The organism is Alkalihalobacillus alcalophilus ATCC 27647 = CGMCC 1.3604 (assembly GCF_000292245.2).
Classification (GTDB): domain Bacteria; phylum Bacillota; class Bacilli; order Bacillales; family Bacillaceae_D; genus Alkalihalobacillus; species Alkalihalobacillus alcalophilus.
The window spans coordinates 1-15,567 of the sequence record NZ_ALPT02000092.1 but is presented as its reverse complement, the minus strand read 5'-3'; the positions used below and the strand labels follow the sequence as shown (position 1 = coordinate 15,567).

The 15,567-nt window shown below is 36.4% G+C and carries 16 protein-coding genes; 13 read left to right on the top strand and 3 right to left on the bottom strand.

All coding sequences use genetic code 11. The features are described from left to right. The first annotated feature begins 580 nt into the window (after positions 1 to 580). From BALCAV_RS18035 to BALCAV_RS17990, 10 genes are all read left to right on the top strand, one after another. Entirely contained in the window at positions 581 to 1,468 is an 888-nt protein-coding gene (locus BALCAV_RS18035; protein ID WP_003324303.1) for a TIGR01777 family oxidoreductase, read from the top strand. Positions 1,469 to 1,543: 75 nt separating this feature from the next. Further along, positions 1,544 to 2,317, top strand: coding sequence for a MerR family transcriptional regulator (locus BALCAV_RS18030; RefSeq protein WP_003324304.1), 774 nt, complete (start codon positions 1,544 to 1,546; stop codon positions 2,315 to 2,317). 179 nt (positions 2,318 to 2,496) lie between these two features. Next, positions 2,497 to 4,377, top strand: coding sequence for a molecular chaperone HtpG (gene htpG, locus BALCAV_RS18025; RefSeq protein WP_003324305.1), 1,881 nt, complete (start codon positions 2,497 to 2,499; stop codon positions 4,375 to 4,377). Between the two features lie 371 nt (positions 4,378 to 4,748). Continuing rightward, on the top strand, positions 4,749 to 5,129 hold the full coding sequence (locus BALCAV_RS18020) for a hypothetical protein (RefSeq protein WP_003324306.1): 381 nt from the start codon (positions 4,749 to 4,751) through the stop codon (positions 5,127 to 5,129). Continuing rightward, positions 5,119 to 5,637: a hypothetical protein gene (locus tag BALCAV_RS18015; RefSeq protein ID WP_003324307.1), complete on the top strand. Its 519-nt coding sequence runs from the start codon at positions 5,119 to 5,121 to the stop codon at positions 5,635 to 5,637. Before BALCAV_RS18020 ends, BALCAV_RS18015 begins: the two co-directional genes overlap by 11 nt. Positions 5,638 to 5,963: 326 nt before the next feature. Further along, positions 5,964 to 6,884: a glycerophosphoryl diester phosphodiesterase membrane domain-containing protein gene (locus BALCAV_RS18010; protein WP_003320898.1), complete on the top strand. Its 921-nt coding sequence runs from the start codon at positions 5,964 to 5,966 to the stop codon at positions 6,882 to 6,884. 33 nt (positions 6,885 to 6,917) lie between these two features. Then, positions 6,918 to 7,571, top strand: coding sequence for a DUF4129 domain-containing protein (locus tag BALCAV_RS18005; protein WP_003320899.1), 654 nt, complete (start codon positions 6,918 to 6,920; stop codon positions 7,569 to 7,571). Between the two features lie 22 nt (positions 7,572 to 7,593). Further along, the gene (locus tag BALCAV_RS18000) at positions 7,594 to 8,730 is read left to right on the top strand and encodes a DUF4350 domain-containing protein (protein WP_003320900.1); all 1,137 of its coding nucleotides are present in this window, start codon (positions 7,594 to 7,596) and stop codon (positions 8,728 to 8,730) included. Continuing rightward, on the top strand, positions 8,727 to 9,656 hold the full coding sequence (locus tag BALCAV_RS17995; protein WP_003320901.1) for an AAA family ATPase: 930 nt from the start codon (positions 8,727 to 8,729) through the stop codon (positions 9,654 to 9,656). The genes BALCAV_RS18000 and BALCAV_RS17995 overlap by 4 nt, the downstream gene beginning before the upstream one ends. Next, a complete protein-coding gene (locus BALCAV_RS17990) occupies positions 9,607 to 10,965 on the top strand; it encodes a DUF58 domain-containing protein (RefSeq protein WP_136445976.1) in 1,359 nt (452 codons plus the stop codon). The genes BALCAV_RS17995 and BALCAV_RS17990 overlap by 50 nt, the downstream gene beginning before the upstream one ends. Positions 10,966 to 11,089: 124 nt before the next feature. Here the strand turns inward: BALCAV_RS17990 and BALCAV_RS17985 are convergent, their stop codons facing one another. Further along, positions 11,090 to 12,058 carry a stage II sporulation protein M gene (locus BALCAV_RS17985; RefSeq protein WP_003320903.1) on the bottom strand — a complete coding sequence of 323 codons (969 nt, stop codon included), beginning with the start codon at positions 12,056 to 12,058 and terminating at the stop codon, positions 11,090 to 11,092. A 127-nt stretch (positions 12,059 to 12,185) separates the two neighbouring features. Here BALCAV_RS17985 and BALCAV_RS17980 point away from each other — a divergent pair, with 127 nt between their 5' ends. Together BALCAV_RS17980 and BALCAV_RS22885 are read left to right on the top strand one after the other, a co-directional pair. After that, positions 12,186 to 12,722 (top strand): RDD family protein, encoded by a 537-nt coding sequence (locus BALCAV_RS17980; RefSeq protein ID WP_235213145.1) that lies wholly within the window; start codon positions 12,186 to 12,188, stop codon positions 12,720 to 12,722. A 32-nt stretch (positions 12,723 to 12,754) separates the two neighbouring features. Further along, complete coding sequence (locus tag BALCAV_RS22885) at positions 12,755 to 12,991, top strand: hypothetical protein (protein ID WP_235213144.1); 237 nt, start codon at positions 12,755 to 12,757, stop codon at positions 12,989 to 12,991. Positions 12,992 to 13,291: 300 nt separating this feature from the next. On the opposite strand, the gene BALCAV_RS17975 is transcribed toward BALCAV_RS22885, so the two are convergent. Further along, entirely contained in the window at positions 13,292 to 13,891 is a 600-nt protein-coding gene (locus BALCAV_RS17975; protein ID WP_003320905.1) for a hypothetical protein, read from the bottom strand. Between the two features lie 164 nt (positions 13,892 to 14,055). Beyond that, entirely contained in the window at positions 14,056 to 14,430 is a 375-nt protein-coding gene (locus tag BALCAV_RS21320) for a hypothetical protein (protein ID WP_003320906.1), read from the bottom strand. Between the two features lie 146 nt (positions 14,431 to 14,576). Here BALCAV_RS21320 and BALCAV_RS17965 point away from each other — a divergent pair, with 146 nt between their 5' ends. Further along, the gene (locus BALCAV_RS17965) at positions 14,577 to 15,149 is read left to right on the top strand and encodes a thioredoxin family protein (RefSeq protein WP_003320907.1); all 573 of its coding nucleotides are present in this window, start codon (positions 14,577 to 14,579) and stop codon (positions 15,147 to 15,149) included. Positions 15,150 to 15,567 lie beyond the last annotated feature (418 nt).

Below are 15,567 nucleotides of genomic sequence, written 5' to 3'. Positions count from 1 at the left end.
CGGTGAATCAAAACCAGAAAGGGAATCATAGAGCCGCAATGATGTCAAAAGCCGGTGAATCAAAACCAGAAAGGGAATCATAGAGCCGCAATGATGTCAAAAGCAAGTGAATAAAAGCCAGAAAGGGAATCATAGAGCCGCAATGAAGCCAAAAGCCGGTGAATAAAAACCAGAAAGGGAATCATAGAGTCGCAATGATGTCAAAAGCAGGTGAATCAAAGCCAGAAAGGGAATCATAGAGCCGCAATGAAGTCAAAAGCCGGTGAATAAAAATCAGAAAGAGAATCATAGAGCTGCAATGATGTCAAAAGCAGATGAATCAAAGCTACAAAGGGAATCATAGAGCCGCAATGAAGTCAAAAGCAAGTGAATAAAAGCCCCAAAGGGAATCATAGCCCCCCAATGAAGCCCAAAGCCAATAAATAAAAGCCCCAAAGCCACGCGACGGCTCAAAAAAATTCTTTCTACAAAAGAGTTAACTGCTGAAATTGATAATCCAAATTCACCATTGTTTGGAAATGTAGCTCTTGTTATAATATATGTGAAAGTATTCACAGTATATTGAAATGAGTGATTCCAATTGAAGAAAAAAATCATTTTAGCTGGTGGAACGGGTTTTACTGGAGAATACTTTAAAAGAAGGTTTGAAGAATTAGGTTATGAGGTGTTGATCATCTCAAGGGGAGAACCACATATTACATGGGGGAATAAAGTAAAAATTCAGCAAGCGTTAGAAGGCAGCGAATTATTGATTAATTTAGCCGGAAAGTCTGTTAATTGCCGGTATCATGAGAAGAATAAAAAGGAAATTTTGAACTCTAGGACGGAAACAACGAATTTATTAGGCGAGCTTGTGGCTTCATGTCAGAAACCACCAAAATTATGGGTGAATTCAAGTACAGCCACGATATATCGTCATGCAGAGGATCGGCCTATGACAGAAGTGGATGGGGAAATTGGTGAAGGGTTTTCTGTCAATGTCGCCACTGCTTGGGAGGAAGCGTTTTTCTCGCATCAATTAGAGGCCACGAGACAAGTCGCCCTGCGAATTGCGATTGTCCTCGGAGATTCAGGTGGGGTAATGGTTCCATATTCAAACCTGGCTAAATTTGGTTTAGGTGGACAGCAAGGCAATGGAAAACAAATGTTTAGTTGGATTCATATTGAGGATCTATTCCAGATGATCTTATATGTGATGGACAACGAGCATTTAACAGGTATTTTCAACAGTGCAGCCCCTAATCCGATTACCAATCGTGAATTTACGGCGGCTGTGCGAAAAGCCTACAATCGAAAAATAGGATTACCTGCTGCAAAATGGATGCTCGAAATTGGAACGTTTGTTTTAAGAACGGAAACCGAATTATTATTAAAAAGCCGTTGGGTCATTCCTGAAAGGTTTGAGAAAGAAGGATTTGCTTTTAAATATGCGACGATAGATGAGGCGTTAGAGCAAATCGCCAGATAATAAAAAGGGTCTTGCCCCTCACGTTACGTTAGGGCTTACAATAGAGGTATTAAAGATAAAGTGGAGTTGAAGAAGTTGAATAAATTTTATTCAGTCGGTGAATTTGCGAAGAAAACGGGAACTTCCATCAGGACGCTTCATTATTATGATGAAATTCATTTACTGAAGCCAAATAAACATCCGAAAACGGGACATCGCAAGTATTCAGATAAGGACTTATTAACTTTGCAGCAAATTGTCACGTTTAAATGGTTAGGCTATTCACTTGAGCAAATCGCTAAAATGCTTACGAATGAAAATGATATGGAGAGTTTAAAAGAGAGCCTTCGTTTCCAAAAACAATCTTTTGAAGAAAAAAAGAGGCAAATTGAACAAGTGCTTGCTGCGATTGATCGGACAATGGAAAGTATAGATGGCGAAGAAAAAATAGAAGCCTCGATTTTAATCAGTTTTATTAATAGCATTCAAACTGAAAATATCCAAAAAGATTGGATTGCTAAACATACTAATCACTCAATAGCAGAAGACTTATTTAATATAACAGGGGAAGAACAAAAAAAGCTCGATCAATTATTTTTCTCATTAATGAATCGAACAAAGGCATTGATAGGCGAGCCCTGCCATTCTGAAGAAGTCGTCCAATTAATCAAGGAGTATGTCGATTTTATCGGTGATTATGTAAATGAAGAAATGTTTGAGCTTTTTAAAAATATAGAAGAAGAGCAGGTAGAGGAATTAGACGTGTATTCTCCTTTTACAAAAGAAGAAGAAAAATGGTTGTTACAAGCTTTCGCCTATTATCAAAAAGAATTCGGTTTACCATTTGAAATTGCCGATTGGAAGTTTTAAGGGATTGAAAAGAAGAATATAAGCAGCTATGTAAGGGAGGGATATGCTTTTCCTACTAGCTGTTTTTTCTTCCCTCCAATTGACATCATTATTTTTTTGTGATAAAAAAATGATAGAATTAGCACTCGAACGTAGGGAGTGCTAAAATGGAACTATGTGAAAATTGGAAAGGGGAGTTTATGGTGAAAAAGGAATTTAAAGCAGAATCAAAGCGATTATTAGAAATGATGATTAACTCTATTTATACTCAAAAGGAGATCTTTTTGAGAGAATTGATCTCGAATTCTAGTGATGCGATTGATAAAATTTATTATCGTGCCTTAACAGATGAGAGCATTTCATTTGATAGTGATAATTATTTTGTCAAAATTGATATTGATAAAGAAAATCGTCTTTTAACGATTACAGATACTGGAATTGGGATGACTAAAGAAGAGCTTGAAGCGAATCTTGGTACAATTGCCAAAAGTGGTTCTTTAGCATTTAAAACAGAAAATGAACTGAAGGATGGCCATGATATTATTGGGCAATTTGGAGTTGGTTTCTATTCAGCCTTTATGGTTGCTGACCATGTAACGGTTACAAGCCGTGCACTTGATAGTGGAGAGGCATATGTTTGGCGATCTAATGGAGCAGATGGTTATACAATTGAAGAGGCTACAAAAGAATCTGTTGGAACGACGATCGAATTAAAAATTAAAGAAAATACCGAAGATGAAAGCTATGATGAGTTTTTAGAAGAATATCGAATTCAATCGATTATTAAAAAGTACTCTGATTTTATTCGTTACCCAATTAAGATGGATGTGACGAATCGTAACCTTAAAGAAGGTACAGAAGACGAGTGGGAAGAGTTTACAGAAGAAAAAACGATCAATAGCTTGGTGCCAATTTGGAGAAAAAATAAAAGTGAATTAAAGGATGAGGATTACGAGAACTTCTATCAAGAGAAGCATTACGGATTTGATAAGCCTTTAACACATTTACATATTAGTGTTGATGGGGCGATTCGTTATCAATCGATCTTATTTATTCCAGAGTCGATGCCATTTGATTACTATTCTAAGGAATATGAGAAAGGTTTAGAGCTTTATTCAAACGGTGTCCTGATTATGAATAAATGTGCAGACCTTCTACCTGACTATTTCAGTTTTGTCAAAGGGATGGTAGATTCCGAGGACCTTTCATTAAATATTTCACGTGAGATTCTTCAGCATGACCGTCAGCTTAAGATGATTGCGAAAAATATTAAAAATAAAATTAAGAGCCAATTGCAATCATTACTTAAAAATGAGCGTGAAAAATATGAAAAGTTCTATGAGGCATTTGGCCGCCAATTAAAGTTTGGAATGTATAATGATTTTGGGGCAAATAAGGATGAACTGAAAGACTTAGTCATGTTTTATTCTTCAAAAGAGAAAAAACTTGTGACATTAGCTGAATATGTGGAAAGAATGCCAGAGGAACAAAAGTATATTTATTATGCATCTGGTGATTCGATTGAGAGAATCGATAAAATGCCACAAACAGAAATGGTAACCGACAAAGGGTTTGAAATTCTCTATTTCACTGATGATGTTGATGAATTCGCCATTAAAATGTTAATGAATTATCAAGAAAAAGAATTCAAATCTGTTTCAAGTGGGGACCTTGGCCTTGATTCAGAGGATACTCAAGAATCAGATGAAAAAGACGAGCAAGAGTATCAAGAATTATTTACAGAAATGAATAAGTTACTCGATTCAAAAGTCAAAGAGGTAAGAGCGTCTAAGCGCTTAAGAACTCACCCTGTCTGCTTTGCGACCGATGGTGAAGTCACGATTGAGATGGAAAAGATACTTCAAGCGATGCCAGATAATCAAAACGTGAAGGCGGAAAAAATTCTCGAGATTAACACAGAGCATGAAGTTTTCCAATCACTTGTTCAAGCGTTTGGACAAGATAAAGAGAAGTTAAATCTTTATACAAACCTTCTTTATAATCAAGCTTTATTAATTGAAGGACTGCCTTTACAAGATCCAGTTCAATTCACAAATGATATGTGTAAAGTAATGGTTTAAAATGTATGGTCGAAAAGTACTAGTGAGGTCATAACTCTACTAGTACTTTTCTTTTTTGTCTAGGCAGAATCTAGGAATAAAGAGGGGAATTATCTTCCATAATTAGATGAATGAGAATGAGTACATGAATATTGTGGCATTTTCACGATTCCAATCGAAATCCGTCTAAATTCCATGTATAATAAGTAATGTTGGATTGAAATTCAGTAATAATTGCCTACACTTTTGAGCGTTTAGAGAGCAAAAAATGTCCGATTGGTTTATCTAACCATCGGAGGGTGAGAATTCGTGTCGGTGGAAGGTTCACTTAATAATTAAGTATTTTAGTAAATAGCTAAAAATAAAGGGGAAAGAAAAAAGGAGGATGAATGATGCTCGTCACGATTATTATTCTATTAGTCATTGCTATTGGATTGCTAGTAGTCTCTATGTTTAAGTCTGGAAATACTGAAAAAGAAGATGAACGTATGGAAGCGTTAAAAATCTCATTTTTGGAGGAAGTACAACAAGTTCAACAAGAGATTCGAAATGTCGAACTAGATTTGCAATTATTAGCAAAAGATGCAGGTGTTGATTTAGGTTCAGAAAGAGAAAGAAAGATAAAAAGAGACTTATTAGACTTATATAAGCGTGGATACTCAATGGAAGGTATTGCAAACGAAAAAAGATTACCAAAAGAAGATGTTGAGAATTTACTTAGCCCCTATGTAAGAACAAAAAATGAAGGGGGTAAAGTAGCCAATGGCATCTAAAGGATTACAAAGTTTTGCAGCGGGTATGATTTTAGCTGTATCTGTATGTGGGGTCGTGTATTATACAACCGATAATTCTTCTGTAGGAGCGGAGGAAGCAACACCTGCCGTTCAAGAGCAAACAGAAGAAGAACTAATTGGGCAATTACAGGAATCAGGCTATGTTGTTCAGACCGAATCTGAATGGAAAAGTCAGTTAGAGGAATTAGAAGCGGCTGTTGTTGAGCGAGTAGCGGCTGAGCTAGAAGCTGTTGAAGAGGATGTTGAAGAAGCAGACACAGATTCAGAAGAGGGCGACAATATTGTTTATCGTACGATGCTAACGGTATCACCAGGTATGACAAGTATTGATGTTGGACGTGCTTTAGAAAGTGCTAATATTATTGACAATGCTCGTGATTTCTTTAATGAAGTGGAAAAGCGTGATTTATCTAATGAGTTACGCCCTGGAACATTTGAAGTCGAAAGCGGAATGTCAATGGGGCAGCTTATTGATATCATTTTTTAATGTAAGGAAGAAAAGGGTATAGCGATTAAGTAATGTATCTGTAGCTTGTTGACAAAGTCTCGTATCAAGAGATTTTGTCGACAAGCTTTTTTATATGGAAGTAAAAAATATGGCTGAAGCTCAAATAGTTTGCTTAGGCTATCGAATTACCCACGGAACGCGTAGTGGATGCAACTTGCGGAGTTACGCTAACTAATATAACTTTATTAAGTCGAGTAAACCGTTGGAAGTTTTTTCTTCTGAATAAAGGGGAATAACACTACAATCTTCATAAATAATGTTAAAATAAGAAATATGTGAAAATTAATATTTAGAGGTGAATGCAAGTGGACAATCAGTTTAATAAGGCAAAAAGTTTTGGAGAAATTCTTGATCAAACATTTCGTTTGAGTAAAAATCATTTTTCGGTCTTTTTTCTCGTTTTCTTAATCTTATTAGGACCATTTATTTTACTTGAAGCTCTTGTTCAGCTTTCATATGGAGCTAGTTTCTTTCAAGCAGGAGACACAGGAGCCCCTTGGTATGAAAGAATGTTTTCTGGTTTAGGTTTAGATGAGGTAGAGGGAGAAATGACTAATCTTGCTCAAGATGCTTGGGTTTCGATAATCGGACTTATCAGTTTCATCTTTTATCCTGTTGCTCAAGCGGCAATTATCATAGGTGTTTTCTCTTTACGTTCTCAAAAGGAATTTACGGCTGGGACTTTAATCAAAAAGGCTTTTTCTCGTTTTTGGGGGATTTTAGGTAGTTCTATTCTTTATTACTTAATTATGTTTGGGATTTTTGTTGTTCCATTTATTGTTGTTTTAGTCATTGGAATTTTTGGAGTGGTGGCCATTGATAATGCGTTTATTGGCGTTTTAATGATGATTTTATTTGTTATTGGATTCTTTGTCGCTATCGGGTATTTATTAATTAGATGGAGTATGTATTTGGGGGTAGTTGTGATTGATAATGAAGCTCCAGGTATTGGCCGAAGCTGGAATTTAACAAGAGGAAATGGTTGGAGGATTTTAGGCCTCTTTATTGTAATTACGATTATTACGTTAATGGTTAGTACAGCGATTGAGTTTACGCTCGCCTTCTTATTAGGTTACAGTGTGTTAACATCGATGATCCTTAGTATCGTTTCTTTGTTTGTAACAATGGTGATATCGGTTGCGATGGCGATTATATTCTTTGATTTAAAAGTAAGAAATGATGCAGACGATCTGAAGACGATGATCGATGATTACAAAACAGAATAAACGAGTAATGGTTTGACGAAAGGGGGTGTTGCTGTGATCGATCCAAATCATGCAAGAGAAGAACTGGAACATATATTAAGTGACCGTGAATATACGATTTATTATGAGGATCATAGAGGATTAATAGAGAAAACAATTGATCGCATTATCAATTGGATTGTCGAACAGATCTCAAAGCTGTTCCCAAATCTTGAGGGAGTTGCAAATGGGAATGGTTATCTCATTTTTGGATTAGTCGTTACTGGAGTTGTGCTTTTACTAATCGCTCTCTTCTTTCTTATTAGAACGATTCAACGAAAACGTCGCTTCCGAGACAATAAACCTCTCCATTCATTGTCTGAGAAAGAATGGACGTATGAAATGCATATGAAGGAAGCTGAAAATCTCGAAAATGAGGGAGATTTTACAAAAGCAACACGACATCTCTTTTTAGCGATTTTATTGTATTTTGATAAAAGGGAATGGTTGCTTGCCAAGCCCTGGAAAACAAACTGGGAATATTATGATGAGCTACGTTCTAGGAGTAAGGAGCGAGCAGAGCGTTTTTTTGTGTTTGCTTTATTGTTTGACCGGGCGACATATGGCGGGCATCAAGTAAACCAAAACGAGTATGAACCGTTTAAGCAGGAAGCGATTTCTATTTTAAAACAAGAAGAGACTACTGTGCGACAAGAAGTGAACGGGTAAGAGTAGGAGGTGATTTTTCGTTTTGAAATCAACATATTCAACAAAAAGAGCATGGCTTTATATCGTGATTGTTATTGTGATTTTTTGGATAATCGGATATTTTATTTTTTCAAAGCAACCACAGGAATATCCACCATATCTATCTGAATCACCTTCTCCTTCAGGAACGAAAGCCATTTATACATATTTAGAAAATACCGATTCTGAGATTACTAGATGGAGATTTACACCTGACTTATTAGAGACTAATGAATCAGAGCAATTATTGGTGATGATTGAACCGTCTTTTATGCTTTCAAGAGAAGAGATGGATGAGTATATTCAGTTTATGGAGGCTGGAAATTCGATTCTGTTCATTAGTCAATTACCAACAGACTATTTTGGGATTAAGACGGATATTGTCAGTGTTGACGAGGAGCAGGAATATGCTGAGATCAAAAGTAACAATGAGCTTCTTTTGGAAGGGCTCGTTACGACACCTTTAAGGTTGGTTTTATCAGATGAATCAGAGTTATTATTAGAGGATAATTATGGGCCACTTGCTGTTGAAACTAGTGTAGGGGCTGGCTCATTGACGGTGCTTATGACACCCGAGTGGTTAATGAATCATTTTATTCTTGATGCGGATCATCTTGAATTGTTTACAGAAGTTTTAAATGAGAGTTTAGTAGATACAACAAGCATTTTGTTTGATGAATACATCCATAATGTAGATGACCAAAATAGCTATTTTGCTTTTTATCCATTTTGGTTCCAATTGTTGTTTGTACAGTTAATGATGCTGACGATTTTTATTTTGTGGATACAAGGGAAGCGTTTTGGTCCTATTTTAAAAGTTCGGGAAGAAACGGTCCGTTTTAGTGATGAGTCATTACGTGCTTTAGCGGTTTGGCATTTAAAAAGCAAACAATATCGACACAGCTTGAACATTCAAGCTGACTATTTAAAGGTGAGTATTCAAGAACGATTTGGGATTTCATATACAAAACCGTGGGAAGACATAAGTGAACCTTTAGAGCGCCAGTTAGCTAATAAAGAGGTTAAAAGTTTTATAGTAGGATTACAGGCGGTATTAACGAAGCCGGATTTAAGTAAGCAAGAATACTTACAGTGGTCGAAGAAAATTGAACATTTACGAAAAGAGGTGGAGGAAGGATGAGACCAGAATTAGCATCCTTTATAGAAAAATACGAGCAACGAATTTTAGGACAAAACCAGAACTTAAGGCTTTTATTATCCGCGATCTTAGCGGGTGGACATGTGTTATTAGAAGGGGTTCCAGGAACAGGGAAAACGCAAACTGTACGTACACTTGCAAGCCTTTTAGGTGGTCAATTTAATCGGATTCAGTTTACTCCAGATCTCCTACCTAGTGATATAACAGGTAGTGCGATTTATGATTTAAAAGAAGGAGATTTTAAAACGCTAAAAGGTCCGATTTTTACCAATGTTTTATTAGCCGATGAAATTAACCGAACGCCAGCAAAAACACAAGCTGCTTTGCTAGAAGCGATGGAAGAACAACAAGTGACCATTCAAGGAGAGACCTATCCATTAGATGAAATTTTCTTTGTTGTGGCCACTCAAAATCCAATTGAATTTGAAGGGACGTATCCTTTACCTGAGGCTCAACAGGATCGATTTTTATTTAAATTAATTGTTGAATTTCCTCAGTTTGAAGAAGAGCAAAATATTTTAAAACAAGTGTTGGAAAGCAAAACAAGAAATGAGATCATTGAAGCCGTTTTATCGCTAGAGACTTTTGCTGAAATAAGAGCGGAGATTCAGGCGGTTAAGCTTAGTGATGATGTTTTAAAGTATATTATGCAAATTGTTCGGAAGACGAGAGAGTCTGAGTCAATTCGGATCGGGGCGAGTACACGTGCGGCGATCTCGATTGGAAAGGCGGCTCAAGCTTGGTCTTATTTATCAGGGCGTGATTATGTCACTCCGGATGATATTAAGCTCGTTGTTAAACCGGCCTTAAGACATCGTATTCAATTATCTCCACATGTAGAATTGGAGGGACGGACAGTTGACCAAACAATCGAAGAGCTTGTGGGCTCGATTTCTGTTCCGAGATAAAGGGTTTCTCCCGACCAATCGATTTTTGCTTATATTAACAAGTGTATCGTTTATTTTGTTCCTTGCTTCCTTTTTCGGTTTGTCATGGCCTTGGGTTCTAATTATATATGGTCTTTTGTTATTAATAAGCTTTATTGATCTCGTGTCTTTGCCTTCTAAAAAGCAAATAAAGTTAACACGAACGATTTCTGATAAGGTAGAACGCAATTTGCCGTTTGAAACGAGCGTTCATTTTAAGAATGAATCGGCGGTAGAATTACATTATCAAATCATGGATAGTCTTCCACAATCATTTGAGCGACCATTTCCGCTTTCAGGTGTAATTGAAGCCGGGATGGCACGGCGGATTATGTATGAAACGAAGGCGCCGGTCCGGGGTGATTATCAGATTGATCATTTGTTTATTCGTTATCGTAGTAAAATCGGGTTATGGAATAAACAGACTTATTTTACTGAACCACAAAGCGTCAAAGTTATTCCTGATATCACTGAAATGAAAGCTTATTTAGAAAGTGCTCAACGCTATTTAGTTGACGAGGGTGTGATTATTCGTAAACAAGCGAGTGGTGTGGGCGAGTTTTCAAAAGTAAGAAATTACGTTGTTGGTGATGATCCGAGAATGATTAATTGGCGACAAACAGCGAAACTCCGTGAAGTCATGACAAATGAATATGAACCAGAGCATGGCAAATATGTCACACTCTTAATCGATTGTGGACGAATGATGGGAACAGAATTAAAGCAAGGTAATCGATTAGAAAAAGCGATTGAAGCGGCTTTAACAGTAACTGCAGCGGCTTTGAAAAAAGGTGATTATGTCGCCGTTATTGCTTTTTCTAAAAATGTAAAAGTTTATATTCCTCCAGCAAAAGGGTTGAGCCATCTACAAACGATTTTGAACCAAATTTATGATTTACAAGTAGAGGCAGTTGAATCCAATTATGCCGAGGTCTTTCATTATTTACAAACGGTTCAAAAGAAAAGAAGCTTAATTTTGCTGTTTAGTGACATCCGAACGTTTTTATATGAAGAAAATGCCCTCCATTATTTAAGCCAGATACGCAGGCGACATCGCTTTTTGATGATTGGCATTGAGGATCAAACGTTAAATCGGGGGGCTCAATCAGAACCAAACACGGTGATGGAAGCCATGACAAAAAGCATGGCTCAGCAGCAGGCATTATTTAAAAGACGAGAACAAAATCGTTGGGAGAAGCAAGGTTTAGAAATGCTCGAAGTAGAAGAAGAACATATTGCAGTAGCAGCTGTTAGCTCGTATATTAATATGCTAAACCGCGGTTTGATTTAATTAAAAATGGTCGTTGAATGGGGATAGGTTAGGTAGATATTGGCGGAGTAAGCCATAATTGAGACTGGTCCATAAAATCATAAAAATGACTTTATGGACCAGTCTCTTATATCAACTTATTAAGTTAGTGATTACCTATCCGTTTTTTCGCTAATAGATTCCCAACGATCACATAGAGAACAAGTCCGATAAGGGTAATAAAGGCAACTGCATATTTGACCTCCAATGAGAAATCACCCGGTGTAATGTAGCCTTCGATAAATCCTGCAATGACAAAGAGAGGAATCGTTCCTAACAAGAGCTGGACAGAACGTTTTCCTTGTTCTTTTAATTGATAGACTCTTGAATAAGGACCAGGTACGAATAATTTATAACCCATTAACAAGCCAGCTCCACCAGCAATAAAAATCGCGACAAGTTCAACGATGCCATGGGGAACAATATAAGCCCAAAATTCATAGGTCATGTTATAATGCCAAAACAGACCTGCAAGAGCACCAACCAGAATGCCATTATAGATCAAAATATAAGCGGTCAGTAATCCAAAAGTAACACCACCAGCAAAGGCTAAAAAGGCAACTTGGATATTATTCGTTAATATCGTCGTCGACATTAAGGCTGAATCTACTTGATCATGCCCTGCCCCTAGTTGTTCTGGTCGAACGGCTTGAGCAACATCAGCTGGGAGAATCGAATAAATATAAAGGCTGTCTGTTGCGACGACAGCAAAGCCACCAACTCCTCCTAAAAAGAATAGAAACATGGCAATACAAACCATATGCCACTGTTCTGTTAGGAGTCGGACAAATTTAGTCGTAAAAAAGTATTGAATTTGTTTCCAGCTCGATACTTGGTCTTTGTATAAGAGATTATGAGCTTTAGATACTAGTCCGTTTAAATAGAAAGTCACATCAGCACTAGCGTAGTAGGTTTGGCTATAGGACAAATTTTGGGCAGATTTTTGATAGAGAAGCTGAAATTGTTCAATGTCGTTTGCGGTTAATTTCCTTTTGTTCTTTTGCATCGTGCTAATTAGTTGTTCTAGTTTTTTCCAATCATCACGATGTTGTTTCACAAATTGTTTTAAATCCATAGTGAACTCCTTTTAAGCAGGTTATGTAGTAATCTATTTATCCATCGTTCAATTCATAGTTTTATTATAGTAATAATTGATAAAAATAGAAACAGTTTCTAATTACTTTAACAACGAGGTGAATCAATTGAATCAAGAGCAAGTCGATATAAAGACCCCAGAATATGTTTCCGTACAGTTTCAATCAGCAGGTCTTGGGAGTCGTTCTTTAGCTTTTATGATAGATACTTTGTTAATTATGATCATACAGTTCGTATTGGCCTTATTTGTTTTTTATGTGGTCTTAGATTGGGGCAATGTTTTTTTCACCGATTCTTTAGCTACATGGCCGATTGCATTATTGGTCGTTTTTATTTTTTTGCTTAACTTTGGGTATTTTTTTATTTATGAATTTGTCTCGGGCGGAAGAACGTTAGGCAAAAGCTTAATTGGCATTCGTGTCATTCAAGAAAATGGGCATAGCATTACGCTTTTATCTAGCTTTATCCGTAATTTACTCCGTTTAGTTGATCAGCTGCCTGGGGCCTATTTTCTCGGCATTGTGTTTATCTTTTTCCACCCAAAACATAAACGATTAGGTGATATCGTCGGGGGAACGATTGTTGTCCATGAACGAAGAACAAAAAAGAAAAGAAAAAACAATCACCAATCGATAAAGAAATAGAACGTCGTCAGCTATCCTTTGAACAATTAAAAGTGGAAGAGTTTCAACTAAAATCGTTACGTGAAAAAGAATGGAATTTAATTAAAACTTATGCGGAAAGATTCACATTTGTTAGTTTGTCTCAACGTGAGAACTTAACAAAGCAATTATCAGAAATTTTGTTCCCGCGTTTACAAGTTGATGAGAGCCAACTCACCATGTATGAAAAAGAAAACCAGCTATTACTCCTTTATGTAAAGTTAAAAGATGAGTGGGAGTTCGATTTATAAAGAGCAAGAGGTAAAGCGATGAACACACTAGAAAGAAACTCCAAACTATCATTATTGCCTACGCAATAAAAAGATGTTTCGAACCCTGGTTTATAGGACAATTTGTTATTTTTGCTCTGTTCTTTGTCTAATAAACCTAATCTCCTCGTTCATTCAATCACATTCAAACTGCTTTGCTGGATAAATAAAAAAATCCTGAGTATTCAGGATTTTTTTGGTCTTCATAATGATTAATATGATAAAAGTTCAAACATTTCCAGCCTAGTGATTCAGAGATAATGCGTAAAGTCTTTCGTTTCTTTAGCGAATATTAATTTGGATGCGGTAGTGGGGTGGCATTATTTTTTTCTGAATCGCGATTTGTGTTAACGTTTCATAACGAGTCAGTTCTAAAGTTTGTTTCTCTTTTTGCCATTTCTTAATTTTTCTGCCTTCTTCAGTCGTTGTTTCAATATGTCCATACTTGCTCATTGTATATTGAATAAGATCATAAAGGTGTAAGTCTAACTGTTTCATTTGATTAGAGATGGAGTGAATGCGCTTTTGCTCATCATTTTCTAATGAAGAAAGGGAAATGACGACACTAACAGCGGCCTGGATTTTAGGTTGATTTTGTAAAGTGGTTAAATCAACTTGGACCTTCCTGCCAGGCTCTAAACAATAGGTACCATCTTTTAATAAAACAAGGTGGAGTAGATGGTTATTATCGTCGTCTGGAGGTTTAAATGTTCTTTCTTGAATAGGAGAGACCAAGTAGCGCTTTTGTTTTCTTTTTTTAGAGGGCAATCCAATAATTTTTTTGGTCTCGACATTCCGTACTCCTAAATCTAACCACTCATAATGAGAATCGGAGTTTGTGGAGACACGTAGTGTATATTCGGTTTTACGTTGGTTATCCATTAAATCGACTCCTTTTTCAGAGAGTAAAGCGATTAGGCTAAATCAAAAAGCCTGATACAATAGCGAATAGTAAATGTGTAACCGATATTCGATATTAATACTTATGTGTGCTAGTAGATTTATATGCCAACCGTTTAAAAAGAAGGAGATTTATTTGTAGATTACTAGAGAGGTTTTGTCAGCTTTTTAGTTCCGAGCAAGATTAAATGAATAACAAGCTGACAAATAAATATGAATAAACCGGTTAACAAAATGACGATATCTCGTTCAAATGGTTTAAACCAACTCGTATCATTTGGAATAAAAAGATTAGCTAATATAAGAGATAGTCCGACTGAACCGATATTTATTAAAAGCATATAACGTACTTTCCTTTTAATAGAGAGCACTCCAGTTACAACAATAAATAAGAGGATACCTAACAGTAAAAAAGGAGCTTCTTCTCCATTTATATGTTGATTATACTCATAAAAATGAAAGAGAAAAGCAGCTGGGGTTAAACATACTATGATTAGTAGAGTCTTAATAAAAGTCTTCATTTATGATGGACCTCCTAAATCTTTTGGGTTCATTTTATACTAAATGGGAAGTTTTGAGTGGGGCATAAGCAATTTTTTTGTTTTTAGCGTCTGGAGTGTATATAGTAAAGAAAGGTTTAGGTTTATTAGATGGAGGAGGAAAATAGATGACTAATTTATTGAACTGGTTTGATAAGGGAATGACGGGCTTTGAATACATTCAAGCGATGAATGTACATAAAGAAAGATTGTTAACGGTATACAATGGGGTTCATTTAAAGGATGAGGAGAAGAAAAGGTTACAACAATATCAAACAAAAGGGTTAAAGGCGATCGTATTAACGGCAGACTGGTGTGGTGATGCGATGGTGAATGTGCCTATTTTGATACGACTGGCTAATGAAGCTCTTATTGAAACTCGTTATTTGATTCGTGATGAGCATTTAGAATTGATGGATCAGTATTTAACAAATGGGAAGTCTCGCTCCATCCCCATTGTGATTTTCTTAGATGAAAATGGAGAAGAGGTAGCGAAGTGGGGTCCTCGTGCTCCAGAAGTTCAAACGCTTGTTGAAAAATTAAAAGCAGAGCAAAATATTCCTGAGGATAAAGAAGATCCTAAGTATGAGGAAGCTTTTAAAGCATTTGTTCAATCGATGTCAAAAGAGTTTTCTGGCAACGAGCAAATTTGGAATGAAGTAAAAACAAGTTTAATGGAAACGATTGAAAAAGCTATTTAATTTTGTGTTTTATTAATAAAGGAGCCTTGAGAGAGGGCCAAATCGAGTAAAGATTTGGCTCTTTTTTTTGAGGAGCGTTTGATAAGGTGAATATAGGGAAAGTACGGCGTAAAAAGAATGGAGAGTATGAATTATAAGCCGAACAAGAGCCAGCTCGGCGTAAAAAGAATGGAGAAAAAGAATTATAAGCCGAATAAGAGAGAGTTCGGCGTAAAAAGAATAGGAGAAAAAGGAATATAAGCCGAATAAGAGAGAGTTCGGCGTAAAAAGAATGGAGAGTAAGAATTATAAGCCGAATAAGAGAGAGTTCGGCGTAAAAAGAATGGAGAGTAAGAATTATAAGCCGAATAAGAGAGAGTTCGGCGTAAAAAGAATAGGAGAAGATGAACTATAAGCCGAACAAGAGCCATCTCGGCGT